The 13,582-nt window shown below is 65.3% G+C and carries 13 protein-coding genes and 1 pseudogene; 10 read left to right on the top strand and 4 right to left on the bottom strand.

Annotation, left to right across the window (positions count from 1 at the left end; all coding sequences use genetic code 11):
• The 6 genes and pseudogenes from DSD28_RS24455 to DSD28_RS24480 all read left to right on the top strand — a co-directional run.
• Positions 1-112: pseudogene (locus DSD28_RS24455) on the top strand (electron transfer flavoprotein subunit alpha/FixB family protein); the annotation flags it as partial.
• Positions 113-259: 147 nt separating this feature from the next.
• Positions 260-1,132 (top strand): 3-hydroxybutyryl-CoA dehydrogenase, encoded by an 873-nt coding sequence (locus DSD28_RS24460; RefSeq protein WP_119259049.1) that lies wholly within the window; start codon positions 260-262, stop codon positions 1,130-1,132.
• A 138-nt stretch (positions 1,133-1,270) separates the two neighbouring features.
• The gene (locus DSD28_RS24465) at positions 1,271-2,254 is read left to right on the top strand and encodes a sulfate ABC transporter substrate-binding protein (RefSeq protein ID WP_119259050.1); all 984 of its coding nucleotides are present in this window, start codon (positions 1,271-1,273) and stop codon (positions 2,252-2,254) included.
• A gap of 76 nt (positions 2,255-2,330) precedes the next feature.
• Positions 2,331-3,152 (top strand): sulfate ABC transporter permease subunit CysT, encoded by an 822-nt coding sequence (gene cysT, locus DSD28_RS24470; protein ID WP_119259051.1) that lies wholly within the window; start codon positions 2,331-2,333, stop codon positions 3,150-3,152.
• Position 3,153: 1 nt separating this feature from the next.
• Entirely contained in the window at positions 3,154-4,050 is an 897-nt protein-coding gene (gene cysW / locus DSD28_RS24475; protein WP_119259052.1) for a sulfate ABC transporter permease subunit CysW, read from the top strand.
• A complete protein-coding gene (locus DSD28_RS24480) occupies positions 4,047-5,069 on the top strand; it encodes a sulfate/molybdate ABC transporter ATP-binding protein (protein ID WP_119259053.1) in 1,023 nt (340 codons plus the stop codon). Before cysW ends, DSD28_RS24480 begins: the two co-directional genes overlap by 4 nt.
• 4 nt (positions 5,070-5,073) lie before the next feature.
• Here the strand turns inward: DSD28_RS24480 and tlpA are convergent, their stop codons facing one another.
• The gene (tlpA, locus tag DSD28_RS24485; protein ID WP_119259054.1) at positions 5,074-5,748 is read right to left on the bottom strand and encodes a thiol:disulfide interchange protein TlpA; all 675 of its coding nucleotides are present in this window, start codon (positions 5,746-5,748) and stop codon (positions 5,074-5,076) included.
• A 23-nt stretch (positions 5,749-5,771) separates the two neighbouring features.
• On the opposite strand from tlpA, the gene argH reads away from it, so the two are divergent.
• The 4 genes from argH to DSD28_RS24505 all read left to right on the top strand — a co-directional run bounded on the left by argH (position 5,772) and on the right by DSD28_RS24505 (position 11,528).
• Complete coding sequence (gene argH / locus DSD28_RS24490) at positions 5,772-7,175, top strand: argininosuccinate lyase (RefSeq protein ID WP_119259055.1); 1,404 nt, start codon at positions 5,772-5,774, stop codon at positions 7,173-7,175.
• 104 nt (positions 7,176-7,279) lie between these two features.
• Complete coding sequence (gene lptM, locus DSD28_RS24495) at positions 7,280-7,465, top strand: LPS translocon maturation chaperone LptM (protein ID WP_119259114.1); 186 nt, start codon at positions 7,280-7,282, stop codon at positions 7,463-7,465.
• A gap of 118 nt (positions 7,466-7,583) precedes the next feature.
• The gene (lysA, locus tag DSD28_RS24500) at positions 7,584-8,852 is read left to right on the top strand and encodes a diaminopimelate decarboxylase (protein WP_119259056.1); all 1,269 of its coding nucleotides are present in this window, start codon (positions 7,584-7,586) and stop codon (positions 8,850-8,852) included.
• Between the two features lie 105 nt (positions 8,853-8,957).
• Positions 8,958-11,528: a TIGR02302 family protein gene (locus DSD28_RS24505; protein ID WP_119259057.1), complete on the top strand. Its 2,571-nt coding sequence runs from the start codon at positions 8,958-8,960 to the stop codon at positions 11,526-11,528.
• Positions 11,529-11,555: 27 nt separating this feature from the next.
• Here the strand turns inward: DSD28_RS24505 and DSD28_RS24510 are convergent, their stop codons facing one another.
• From DSD28_RS24510 to DSD28_RS24520, 3 genes are all read right to left on the bottom strand, one after another.
• Positions 11,556-11,915: a response regulator gene (locus DSD28_RS24510; RefSeq protein WP_119259115.1), complete on the bottom strand. Its 360-nt coding sequence runs from the start codon at positions 11,913-11,915 to the stop codon at positions 11,556-11,558.
• Between the two features lie 195 nt (positions 11,916-12,110).
• On the bottom strand, positions 12,111-12,656 hold the full coding sequence (gene hpt / locus DSD28_RS24515; RefSeq protein ID WP_119259058.1) for a hypoxanthine phosphoribosyltransferase: 546 nt from the start codon (positions 12,654-12,656) through the stop codon (positions 12,111-12,113).
• Between the two features lie 101 nt (positions 12,657-12,757).
• Positions 12,758-13,426 (bottom strand): hypothetical protein, encoded by a 669-nt coding sequence (locus DSD28_RS24520; RefSeq protein ID WP_119259059.1) that lies wholly within the window; start codon positions 13,424-13,426, stop codon positions 12,758-12,760.
• Positions 13,427-13,582 lie beyond the last annotated feature (156 nt).

Consider the following 13,582-nt stretch of genomic DNA (forward strand, 5'->3'; position numbering starts at 1 on the left):
GGTCATCGTCGCCATCAACAAGGACGAGGAGGCGCCGATCTTCCAGGTCGCAGACTACGGCCTCGTCGGTGACCTCTTCGAAATCCTCCCGGAGCTTGAGAAGGCCCTCTGAGCCGGTTTCATGCCTCTTTTTGCGACGATGATTTCACTGGAAAAATGCGTCGCAGGGCTTTATCACTTCACCGGGCCGGCTCGACCGGCCCGGTATTTTTTTGCCTGCGCCGAGGGCGCGGAATGAAGTGACGGGGCGATTGGCGCTATGATCAAGAACGTCGGTATTGTGGGTGCGGGCCAGATGGGGTGCGGGATCGCGCATGTTTCTGCGCTAGCCGGCTACAAGGTCCATATCTACGACCTGTCGCCCGAGCGTATCGAGACAGGGCTTGCCACGATCAACGGCAACCTCGCCCGCCAGGTCTCCTCCGGCAAGATGAGCGACGAGGACCGCAAGAAGGCGCTCGCGCTGATCAAGGGCTCCTCGGACATCAACGACCTTTCCGACGCCGATCTCGTCATCGAGGCGGCGACGGAGGACGAGACCGTCAAGCGCAAGATCTACGGCCTGGTCTGTTCCGTGCTGAAGCCGGAGGCGATCCTTGCCACCAATACGTCCTCGCTGTCGATCACCCGCCTCGCCTCGGCCACCGATCGGCCGGAGCGCTTCATGGGCATCCACTTCATGAACCCGGTGCCGGTGATGAAGCTGGTGGAGCTCGTGCGCGGCATCGCGACCGAGGAAGGCACCTTCGCCGCCGCCAAGGAATTCGTCACCAAGCTCGACAAGACGATCACGGTCGCGGAAGATTTCCCGGCCTTCATCGTCAACCGCATCCTGCTGCCGATGATCAACGAGGCGATCTACACGCTCTATGAGGGCGTCGGCTCGGTGGAGGCCATCGACACGGCCATGAAGCTCGGCGCGAACCATCCGATGGGGCCGCTCCAGCTTGCCGATTTCATCGGCCTCGATACCTGCCTTTCGATCATGCAGGTGCTGCATGACGGGCTCGCCGATTCCAAGTATCGCCCGTGCCCGCTGCTGGTGAAATATGTCGAGGCCGGCTGGCTCGGCCGCAAGTCCGGCCGCGGCTTCTACGACTATCGCGGCGAGGTTCCGGTCCCGACCCGCTGACGGGCGGAGAATCCGCGAACCTTCCCTTTCAGGGAAAAATGTTCCGCCTGTCGCCGCGTGCGCGACAGGCCCGTGCCTCGGAGACCGCCCAGCCGCTCGTTATTGTCTGCCCCATTCTCTCGCATCGGGGTTTTTCAGATGAAACGTTTGCTCCTTCTCGGCGTGGCCCTTCTCGGCCTTGCCGCTCCGCTCTCCGCCAACGCCGCCGACAAGCTGCTCAACGCCTCCTACGACGTGGCGCGCGAGCTTTTCGCCGCCGAGAACGAGGCCTTCGTGAAGGCGCATCCGGGCGTCACCATCGACCAGTCGCATGGCGGCACCTCCAAGCAGGCGCGCGCCATCGTCGAAGGCCTCGAGGCCGACGTCGTGACCTTCAACCAGGTGACGGATATCGACTTCCTCGTGAAGAACGGCTTCGTCGCCGAAGGCTGGCAGAAGGCGTTCCCGAACAACGCCTCCCCCTTCTATTCCTTCCCGTCCTTCCTCGTGCGTGCCGGCAATCCGAAGAACATCAAGGACTGGTCCGACCTTGCCCGCGACGACGTGAAGGTCATCTTCCCGAACCCGAAGACCTCAGGCAATGCGCGCTACACCTATCTTGCCGCCACGGCCTATGCCAAGGAAGCCTTCAAGGACGACCCGGCGAAGGTCGAGGAGTTCGTCAAGAAGATCTTCGACAACGTTCCGGTCTTCGACACGGGCGGTCGCGCGGCGACCACGACCTTCGTCGAGCGCGAGATCGGCGACGTCATCATCACCTTCGAGGCCGAGACCAAGTCGATCGCCAAGCAGTATGGCGAGGACAAGTTCGAAAGCGTCGTGCCCTCCGTCTCGCTGCTCGCCGAATTCCCGGTCGCGGTGGTCGACAAGGTGGCCGATGCCCATGGCAGCCGGGATCTGGCCAAGTCCTATCTCGACTTCCTCTATGCGCCGGAAGGCCAGAAGATCGCCGCTGAATTCGGTCACCGCGTCCATGACGAAAAGGTCGCCGCCGAGTTCAAGGACCAGTTTCCGGACATCCGCCTCGTCAATGTCGACGACGTCTTCGGTGGCTGGGACAAGGTCTCGAAGGAGCATTTCTCCGAGGGCGGCACGCTGGACAAGATCTACGGCAGCCGCTGATCCACTCCCCTTCGTTCTTCAAGGCAGCCGGCGGGCGCAAAACCCGCCGGTTGTGGTATGAGAAAGGAACGTCCGTTTGAAACGGCGTGTACTGCCCGGATTGCCGCTCGCGCTCGGCATCACCCTCGTCTATGTGGCCATCATCGTGGTGCTGCCGCTGGCGGCGCTCGTCTTCAAGGCGGCAAGCCTTGGGCCTGCGGATTACTGGCGCATCGTCTCCTCCGACCGCGCCCTTGCGAGCTACCGCGTGACGGTGCTCTGTGCTCTGGCGGCGACGGTCTTCAATCTTCTCTTCGGCATGGCGCTCGCCTGGGTGCTGGTGCGCTACCGCTTCCCCGGTCGGCGCCTTGTCGATGCGCTGGTGGACCTGCCCTTCGCGCTGCCGACGGCGGTCGCCGGTATCGCGCTCACCACGCTCTTTGCCACCAACGGCTGGTTCGGCGGCCCGCTTTCCCATCTCGGCATCAAGGTCGCCTATACGCCGCTCGGCATCATCGTCGCCATGAGCTTCACCAGCATCCCCTTTATCGTGCGCACGGTGCAGCCGGTGCTGGAGGAGCTCGATCCGGCGCTGGAGGAGGCGGGGCAGACGCTCGGGGCGAGCGATCTTTCCATCTTCGCCAAGGTCATCCTGCCGCTTCTGGCGCCGGCGCTGCTGGCGGGCGTCTCGCTCTCCTTCGCCCGCAGCCTCGGCGAGTTCGGCGCCATCATCTTCATCGCCGGCAACCAGCCGTTCTCGACGGAGATCACCGCGCTCCTCGCCTTTATCCGGCTGGAGGAATACGACTATCCGGCCTCCGCCGCCATCGCCTCCGTCATGCTGCTGACGGCCTTCGTCATGCTGGCGATCACCAATCTCATGCAGGCCCGGGCCCTGCGCTACACGGTGAGGGGCTGACATGACGCATCACGCAAAGGGCAAGCCGCCGCGCGTCGGCGACAATCCCCTCTTTCGCCGCATCCTGCTGACGGTGGTTCTCCTGCTTGTGGCGCTGATGATCATCGCGCCGCTCGTCGTCATCGCCGTCGAGGCCTTCTCGCGCGGGATCGACTATTTCGCGAAATCCATCGCCGATTCCGACACGCGGCACGCCATCCTGCTGACGGTCGTCACGGCGCTCATCGCCGTGCCGATCAACACGGCCTTCGGCGTCGCTGCTGCCTGGGCCATCACCAAGCACGACTTTCCGGGCAAGCGGCTGCTCACCGTCGTCATCGAGATTCCCTTCTCGGTCTCGCCCATCGTCGCGGGCGTCTCCTATCTCTTCGTCTTCGGCCTACAGGGTCTCTTCGGCCATGCGCTGGAGGCGGCGGGGATCAAGATCCTCTTCGCGCTGCCCGGCATCGTGCTTGCCAGCATGTTCGTGACCGCGCCCTTCGTGGCGCGCGAGCTGATCCCGCTGATGCAGGCGCAGGGCCGCGATCTCGAAGAGGCGGCGACGTCGCTCGGGGCGAGCGGCTGGCGGACCTTCTTCTCGGTCACGCTGCCCAATATCAAATGGGCGATGCTCTATGGCGTGGTGCTCTGCAATTCGCGCGTGATGGGCGAGTTCGGCGCCGTCTCGGTCGTCTCGGGCAATATCCGCGGCCAGACCAACACGCTGCCGCTCCATATCGAGCTGCTCTATCACGACTATAACGCGGCCGGCTCCTTTGCCGCCGCATCCATCCTTGCCGGTCTCGCCATCGTCACGCTCCTTGCCAAGGTGGCGCTGGAGCGGCAGGGCGCGGGCCGCGTGCAGCGCCCGTCCGCCCTTGCGGGGGCCGACAGCATCACTCCGGAGGTCAAGCCTTGAAGATCCGTCTCGATAATGTGGTCAAGGAATTCGAGACCTTCCGCGCCGTGCACGGCGTCTCGCTCGATATCGAAAGCGGCGAGCTGGTTGCGCTGCTCGGCCCCTCGGGCTCCGGCAAGACGACGATCCTGCGCATGGTGGCGGGCCTCGAATATGCCGATGCCGGGGCAATCTATTTCGGTGAGGAGAACGCGACGGACATTCCGGTGCGCGAGCGCGGCGTCGGCTTCGTCTTCCAGCATTACGCGCTCTTCCCGCATATGACGGTCGGCGATAACATCGCCTTCGGCATGAAGGTTTCCAGAGTGAAGCGCACGCCGCAGGCGATCGAGGCGCGCGTGAAGGAATTGCTCGATCTCGTGCAGCTCGGCGGGCTGAAGGACCGCTTCCCCGGCCAGATCTCCGGCGGACAGCGCCAGCGCGTGGCGCTTGCTCGGGCGCTCGCCGTCGATCCGCGCGTGCTGCTGCTCGACGAGCCCTTCGGTGCACTGGATGCCAATGTGCGGCGGGACCTGCGCCGCTGGCTGCGCAAGATCCACGACGAGCTCGGCATCACCACGCTTTTCGTGACGCACGACCAGGAAGAGGCGCTCGACCTTGCCGACCGCGTCGTCATCCTCAACAAGGGCCGGATCGTGCAGGAGGGGACGCCCGAAGCCGTCTGCCGCAACCCGGCCGATGCCTTCGTGATGAATTTTCTGGGCGATGCCAACCGGCTCGACGCGGATATCCGCGGCGGCAGGGCCTATGTCGAGGACGTTTCCTTCGAGGCTGAGGGCATTACCGATGGCGGCGGGCAGATTCTCTTCCGTCCTGCGGACGTCACCTGGCGCGAGGACGGAGAGGGGATCGCGGCGAAGATCGTCCGCGTCATCGACCGGCCGGATTCGCGCCGCGTGCTGGCGATGACCGGCAGCGGGCAAGCGGTGGAGTTCGATACCGCACCGGAATTCCCGCACCGCAAGGGCGAGGCGGGCTTCATCGAGATCCGCCGGCCGCGGGTCTACGCGGCGGCATGATATCTCAGATCTTCGGCGCCCCGAGCGCGGCGTTGATCAGTGCCTTGGCATCCTCGCCGTCCCAGGCGGCGGGGCCGTTCATGGCGGAGATCAGGCAGCCCTTGTCGTCCATCAGCAGCGTGACGGGCAGGCCGAAGGCCAAGCCCTCCTTCTTCAGCGTGTTGAAGACGCCCATCGAGGCATCGCGGTAATAGCCGAGGTCGTGGACCTTCGTCTCGTCGAGGAAGGTCTTCGGCTTCTCGTCGTCGCCGGTATCGATGTTGATCGCCACGACCTCGAATTTGTCGCTGCCGAGATTCTTCTGCAGCGCATTGAGCGCCGGCATTTCCTCTCGGCAGGGCACGCACCAGGTCGCCCAGAGATTGACCAGCAGCGTCTTGCCGGCAAAGTCCGCGATGGTCTTCTTCTTGCCGTCCGGGCCGTCGAAAACGAGGTCGGGGAGGGGACGGTGCTCGTCGACCGTGCGCATGGCGGCGACCTGGCCCTTGGAGAAGGGCGTGATCGCGGCGGCCTTTTCGGCGGCGAGCGGGCAGGCGGCGGAACCGGCGGACGCGACCGCGCCATTGCCAGACAGGCTTTCCTTCACGTATATCGCTGCACCACCGGCGAGAAGTCCGGCGAGCCCGGCAATGGCGATCAGCTTTCCTGCCGGCAGGCCGAGTTTCTTCTTCACTGACATTTCATTCTCCAGGATAGGCACCCATGGCTGACGGCACTTCCGAGACGAAATCCTCGAACCAGATGTGGGGCGGCCGCTTCGCCTCGGGACCGGATGCGATCATGGAGGAGATAAATGCCTCCATCGGCTTCGACAAGAAGCTTTATGCCCAGGACATCCGCGGCTCAAAGGCGCATGCCGAAATGCTTAGCCACCAGGGCATCATTTCGGCGGACGATAAGGAAAAGATCGTTCACGGTCTCGACACGATATTGTCAGAGATCGAGGCGGGCACCTTCGAGTTCTCGCGCAAGCTGGAAGACATCCACATGAATGTCGAGGCACGGCTGGCGACGCTGATCGGCCCCGCCGCCGGGCGCCTGCACACCGCCCGCTCGCGTAACGACCAGGTGGCGCTCGACTTCCGCCTCTGGGTGAAGGAAGAGTTGCAGAAGACCGAAAGGATGCTGACGAGCCTCATCGCCGCCTTCCTCGACCGCGCGGAAGAGCACGCCGAAACCGTCATGCCCGGCTTCACCCATCTCCAGACGGCCCAGCCGGTGACATTCGGCCACCATTGCATGGCCTATGTGGAGATGTTCGGCCGCGACCGCCAGCGCGTGCGCCATGCCATCGAGCATCTCGACGAGAGCCCGATCGGCGCCGCCGCCCTTGCCGGCACCGGCTATAATATCGACCGCCACATGACGGCCAAGGCCCTCGGCTTCCGCGAGCCGACGCGCAACTCCATCGACACGGTCTCGGACCGCGACTTCGCGCTGGAGTTCCTCTCCATCGCCGCCATCGCCTCGGTGCACCTCTCGCGCCTTGCCGAGGAGATCGTCATCTGGTCGACGCCGCAATTCGGCTTCATCCGCCTGTCGGACGCCTTCTCGACCGGCTCCTCCATCATGCCGCAGAAGAAGAACCCCGACGCCGCGGAGCTCGTGCGCGCCAAGACGGGCCGCATCAACGGCTCGCTGATCGCGCTGCTGACGGTGATGAAAGGCCTGCCGCTCGCCTATTCCAAGGACATGCAGGAAGACAAGGAACAGGTCTTCGACGCCGCCGAGAGCCTGGAACTCGCCATCGCCGCCATGACCGGCATGGTGCGCGACATGACGATCCGCGCCGACCGCATGAAGGCGGCCGCCGGCTCGGGCTATTCCACTGCGACGGACCTTGCCGACTGGCTGGTGCGCGAGGCGGGCCTGCCCTTCCGCGACGCCCATCACGTGACCGGCCGGGCCGTGGCGCTCGCCGAGAGCAAGGGCTGCGATCTTGCGGAGCTCTCGCTCGAAGAGCTGCAGGCGATCCATGCCGCGATCACGGCCGATATCTTCAACGTCCTGACGGTGGAAGCCTCGGTCGCCAGCCGCAAGAGCTACGGCGGCACCGCGCCCTCGGAAGTCCGCCGGCAGATCGCCTGGTGGCGGCAGCGGAACTGATCAAACCGCTTGCAGGAATCATCAAGAGATTAAGGGTGCACAGGGCGGGCGAATTCGCTAAGGATGATGCCCACCCGATCACCGGCAATTCCAGGGAACGCTTCATGACACGCATCGATATCGGCAGGCTGGCTTTCGTGCTCTGCCTTTCCGCAGCGGTTCTGACCGCTTGTGGCCGCAAGGGCGATCTGGACCTACCGGGCGGCGGACAGCCGGTCGTGAAGACCATCAAGGGCAAGAAGGTCGAGCAGGTCGAAGACAAGCCCTTCGTCCTCGATCCCCTTCTCTAGAGCATTTCCGCTTTTCTTCGAATCGCGAAAACGCTCTATCCTTTTGTTTTTACGCAATTCCGGACGCAAAACCGCTGCGCACTTTTGCTGGAATTGCTCTAGTTCTACGGATCAGGCAGTGAACCATTTCGAGCATCGCGACGGCATTCTCTATGCGGAGGACGTGCCGGTTCCGGAGATCGCCAAGGCGGTCGGCACCCCCTTCTACGTCTATTCGACGGCCACGCTGGAGCGGCACTACAAGGTGTTCTCCAAGGCCTTCGAGGGCGTCGATGCGCTGGTCTGCTACGCCATGAAGGCGAATTCCAACCAGGCGGTGCTGAAGACGCTCGCCCGGCTCGGCGCGGGCATCGACGTGGTCTCGGAAGGGGAACTGCGCCGGGCGCTTGCCGCCGGCGTTCCCGCTTCGCGCATCATGTTCTCCGGCGTCGGCAAGACGCCGCGCGAGATGGACCTCGCGCTCGAGGCCGGCATCTACTGCTTCAACGTGGAATCCGAGCCGGAACTGGACGTGCTGAACGCCCGCGCCGTGAAGGCCGGCAAGGTCGCCCATGTCTCCTTCCGCATCAACCCGGATGTCGACGCCCGCACCCATGCCAAGATCTCGACCGGCAAGAAGGAAAACAAGTTCGGCATATCCTGGGAGCGCGCCCGCGCCGTCTATGCCCGTGCCGCGAGCCTGCCGGGCATCGAGGTCACCGGCATCGACATGCATATCGGCAGCCAGATCACCGAGCTGCAACCCTTCGATGATGCCTTCCGGCTGCTGCGCGAACTCGTCGAGACGCTGCGCGCCGACGGCCACACCATCGACCATGTCGATGTCGGCGGGGGCCTCGGCATTCCCTACAAGACGGACAATGCGCCGCCGCCGCTGCCGGATGCCTATGCCGAGATCGTCAAGAACCAGCTCAAGGGCCTGAACTGCAAGATCGTCACGGAGCCCGGCCGGCTGATCGTCGGCAATGCCGGCATCCTCGTCACCGAAGTCATCTATGTGAAGGACGGCGGCGAGAAGACCTTCGTCATCGTCGACGCGGCGATGAACGACCTCATCCGCCCGACGCTCTACGAGGCCTGGCACGAGATCCAGCCGGTGGTCATCTCGGCGGCGAATGCGCCGCGCATCCGCGCCGATGTCGTCGGCCCGGTCTGCGAGACGGGCGACTATCTGGCGCAGGACCGCGAAATGGCCCAGCCGAAGCCCGGCGACCTCATCGCCGTCGGCTCGGCCGGCGCCTATGGCGCGGTGCAGGCCGGCACCTACAACAGCCGCCTGCTGGTGCCGGAAGTGCTGGTCAACGGGTCCGAGTTCCACGTCATCCGCCCGCGGCTTTCCTATGACGACCTGATCGGCCTCGATTCGCTGCCGGATTGGCTCGCCTGAGCCGCAGGCGGGGAATAGTGTTCACGATTTTGCGCGCGCCCTCGTCTTCGCCACAAAGGATGTTATTTTCGGATGGTGAGAAAGAGCGGCGGAGTGCGTTGATCGATGGCATCTGACAGGCAGCGCGAGAAGGGGGCGACCAGCAATCCGCTGGCCCGCCGGCTTGCGGCCAAACGCCTTGCCGCGAGGGCCGTGCTCTATCTCGAAGCGCTCGCGCCGCGCCTGCTGCCGGTCCTGCTCCTCGTCGCCGCCTTCCTCGCGCTCACCTGGTTCGGCTATTTCCGCCATGCGCCGTTGTGGCTGCATGTCGGAACGCTCGCGGCCTTCGCGATCGGGTTCGTCGTCCTGCTCGCCCGGCTGCGCGGCATTTCCTGGCCGTCGGTCGACAGCGCCGACCGCATGCTGGAAGCGCGCAACGCGCTGACGCACCAGGCGATCCGCGTGCAGGACGACAAGCCTGCGGTCGGCGACGCCTTCGGCGAAGCGCTCTGGCGCGAGCATCAGGCGCGCATGGCCCGCATGATCGGCGCGCTGCGCACCGGCACGCCCGAGCCCGACATTGCCCGCCACGACCGCCATGCATTGCGTGCGGTGCCGCTGCTCCTCGTCGCCATCGCCTTTGCCTTCTCCTATTCCAACCGCGGCGGCCTGCTGGCCGATGTCGTTTCCTTCCAGGCGCCCGCCGAGGCGGCGCCGGACATGCGCATCGATGCCTGGGTGACGCCGCCGGCCCATACCGCGCGGGCGCCCGTGTTCCTCACCGGCAACGCGCAGGGCCAGCCGGCCGAGGTCGCGGAGGGCGGAATCCGCATTCCGCAATTCAGCGACCTGACGGTGCGCGTGACCGGCGGCAGCGGCAATGAGACGGTCGGCTATCAGGTGGCCGGCGAAAACACCGTCACGGCCATCCGTCCCGAGGCGGAAAAGCCGAAGGACGGAACGGCGCCGGCCGCGACCGTCGGCGGCGCGCGGACCATGCATTACAAGATCCTGAAGGACGGCACGCTCTCGGTCGACGGCCGTAGCTGGACCTTCGCCGTCATCCCGGACCGCGTGCCGGAAATCGCCTTCGACGGCATTCCGAAGACGACGGTCGCCTCGGCCCTTGAGATCAGCTTCATCGCGAGGGACGACTACGGGCTTCAGGAGGCCCATGCGGAGATCGTCCCGGTCGACCAGCCGAAGGATGCCCGCCCGCTCTATCCGCTGCCGGAATATAGGCTCGACCTGCCGCGCCGCGCCGCGCGTGAGGCCAAGGGAACGACGAGCCGCAACCTCTCCGAACATCCGCTTTCCGGCAAGCGCGTGAGGATCACGCTCGTCGCCAGGGATGCCGCGGGGCAGGAGGGGCGCAGCCAGCCCGTCGAGATCGTGCTGCCGGCGAAAAACTTCTTCGAGCCGCTCGCCGCCGCCGTCGCCGAGGAGCGGCAGGTCTTCGCGCTCGATGCAAGGCAGTTGCCGCTTGCCATCACGCTCAACGAGGCGCTGACGATCCGTCCCGAGGAGACGATTCCGAATCTCACGCATTTCCTGTTGATCCAGTCGGCCGGCGCGCGCATGCGGCTTGCCCGCAGCGAAGACCAGATGCGCGATACGGCAGACTATCTCTGGGAGATCGCGCTCGGCATCGAGGACGGCAACCTCTCGCTCGCCGACCGGCGCCTGCGCGATGCGCAGAAGGCGCTTTCCGAGGCTCTTGAACGCAATGCCTCCGAGGAGGAGATCGCCAGGCTCATGAAGGAGCTGCGCGATGCGATGCAGGCCTATATGGAGGAACTGGCGCGGCAGGCGGCCAAGAACGGCCAGCAGAATGCCCAGCAGCAGGGCCGCATCCTGCGTCAGCAGGATCTGCAGCGCATGATGGACCAGATCGAGAACCTGGCGCGCTCGGGTGCGCGGGATCAAGCGCAGCAGATGCTGTCCGAATTGCAGCGCATGATGAACAATCTTCAGGCCGGCCGGCCGCAGCAGGGGCAAGGCCAGCAGAACGACGCCATGCGCCAGCAGATGGACAAACTCGGCGAGCTGGTGCTGAAGCAGCAGAAGCTGATGGAAGAGACCTTCAAGCTCGATCAGGCGCTGCGCGACCGCATGGAGCGCGGCGATCCGATGCCGGGCGAGGAGGACGAGGCGCAGCCGGGCGACGACGGCACCAACCCGCAGCCGTCCGACCGGATGACGGCGGACCAGCTTCGCGATGCCCTGAAGAAGCTTCGCGAGCAGCAGGACGGCCTCGGCAAGCAGCTCGGCGAATTGCAGCAGGCGCTCAAGGGCATGGGCATGGAGCCGGGCGAGGGCTTCGGTCAGGCCGGCCGCGAGATGAAGGATGCCGGCAAGGCCCTCGGCGAGGGCGAGGGGGAAGCGGCCGTCGGCAGCCAGGGGCGTGCGCTCGAGGCGCTGCGCCAGGGTGCACAGAACATGATGAACCAGATGCAGGCGATGGGCCAGGGACAGGGGCAGGGCATGCCGCAGGCCGGACGCAACGGCCGCGATCCCCTCGGCCGCGAGCGCAACGCCGAAGGTGGCAACAGCGAGGCCGGCGGGAACAGGGTCCCGGAAGAGATCGATATCCAGCGGGCCCGCGAGATCCTCGACGAGATCCGCCGCCGCCTCGGCACCGGCGGTTCGCCGGCCCTTGAGCGGGACTATCTGGAGCGACTACTCGGGATTCGCTGAAACAGCGGCTTCCACAGCAGCGAACGATCAGGCGGCAAGCGCCATGGCGACGGCCCGGCGGATATCCGGCAGGCTGAACGGCTTGCTGACGACGTCGACGATCTTCGTCGTCAGGTCGTCGGCGCGCTCGCGCTGCTCCGCATAGCCGGTCATCAGCAGAATCTTCAGCGCCGGGTGGGCGGCGGATGCCTTGTGGGCGAGCTCGATGCCGTCCATCACGGGCATGCGGATATCGGAGAGCAGGAGGTCGAAGCCCCCGTCCGTCAGCGCGTCGAGGCCCGCGGCCCCGTCCGGCGCCTCGACGGTCTCGTGACCATCCATCCGCAGCGCCCGCGCCACGAAGCGGCGCAGGGAGTCTTCGTCTTCGGTGATCAGGATCTTCGCCATCGCTTCCCCTTCGGGCCTGTTCATTGGCCCCGGTATGGGAACGAAAAGACCAGACTTTCCTTGTCGATCCGTAAACGCCCGATGGAGGAAAGTGGGGCTGGCTGGAGCGTTTGCGCTTTCTCTGAATCGCGAAAACGCTCCAGCTCCTTGGTTCTACGCAATTCCGGATGCGCTGCGCACTTTTGCTGAATTGCTCTATTCCGCGTCGCCGGTGACGACGCCCACGAAGGGCAGCTCGCGGAAGGCATAGGCGACGTCCATGCCGTAGCCGACGACGAAATGGTCCGGGCATTCGAAGCCGACATAATCGGCCTCAAGATCGGTCCTGCGCTTCTCGCGCTTGTCGAGCAGCACGGCGATCGTGACGTTGCGCGCGCCGCGTTCGTACATCAGCTCCTTGGCGAAGCTGAGCGTGCGGCCGGATTCGAGGATGTCGTCGATAAGCAGGATATCGCGGCCATGCACGTCGCTGTCGATGTCCTTGATCACCTTCACGCCCTGCGAGACGGTGCCGGCGCCGTAGCTGGAAAGGGTGATGAATTCCACTTCCGGTGCGAGGCCGGCGGCGTGCAGCGCGCGGGTGAGGTCGGCGGCGAAGATGAACGAGCCCTTGAGCACGGCGATGACGAGAAGGTCTTTCGTCGGGCCGGCGGCGATCTGCGCCGCGAGTTCTTCGTTGCGCTTGGCGATCTGCGCGGCGTCGTAAAGCGTTTCGATCTTCTTTCCGCGGACAATCTGCATCGCGAGACGGCTCCCTGGGGTCGTGACAGAGAATTCCGGCCACCATTCGGAGCGCAATGACGCCCGGAACCGCACCGGAACAAAGCAGCCGATTAGCACAGTCAGTTGGCCGGCGCACCCTCGCGGACGAAGGAAACCGAGACTTTCGGCACTTTTCCGCCGCTGTGCGGGATGCGCAGGGCGAAGGGCTCGCTGCCGCCGGGGGCGATGGTCGCAGCATCGAGCGCGACGCGCCGCTGGAGGGCGGCACCGGTGCCATCGACGCGGATTTCGAGCTGCGGCAGGATTTCCACCTTGCCGCCGGCATTGTCCACGCGGCCGTAGACGGAGAGCACCTTCATGCCGTTGCGGTCGTCGAGCGTGGCGCTGAGCCCGGCGACACGCAGCGGTTCGGCCGCATCCGCCCCGGGCATGGCGGCCTTCAGCGCCGAGAGCCCGCCGGCATGGGCGAAGACGAAGAGGAACGCCGCCGTGACGAGGCCGGCAAAGGCGCGGCCCGGAAGACGCTGCAATCCCGTTTCCGCGAGCCGCGCGCAGGCGGCCGCGATGCGGAAGAGGAGATGCCGGGAAAGCGGCTGCGTCCGCGCGGGACGGGCAGGGCGGTGGTTGTCGTTCGAGGTGCGCGCGCCGGATGCGCGGATCACCACGAAATCGGCATCCACCACTTCGAGCCGCCTGGTAAAGCGCTGCCTTGCGGCCGGCGCCTTCGGCTCGGGGGGCAGGAGGTCGATCCGGCCCCTTGCCTGCTGCTTCGCTCTGAAGGCGTTCATCGCCACCTCCGCTGGCCGCCCTTCGCAAAATCCATGGCGAAAAGTCGGGCATTGAATGAAATCCTTACGAAACGTAAACCATACTGGTTAATGCTTCGGAAACCCGACCGTGAAAGAGCCGCTTTCCTGTGCGACGTCAGCCGCGGTACCGATGGG

The sequence above is a fragment of the Shinella zoogloeoides genome, assembly GCF_003574625.1.
In the GTDB taxonomy this organism is placed as follows: Bacteria; Pseudomonadota; Alphaproteobacteria; order Rhizobiales; family Rhizobiaceae; genus Shinella; species Shinella zoogloeoides_A.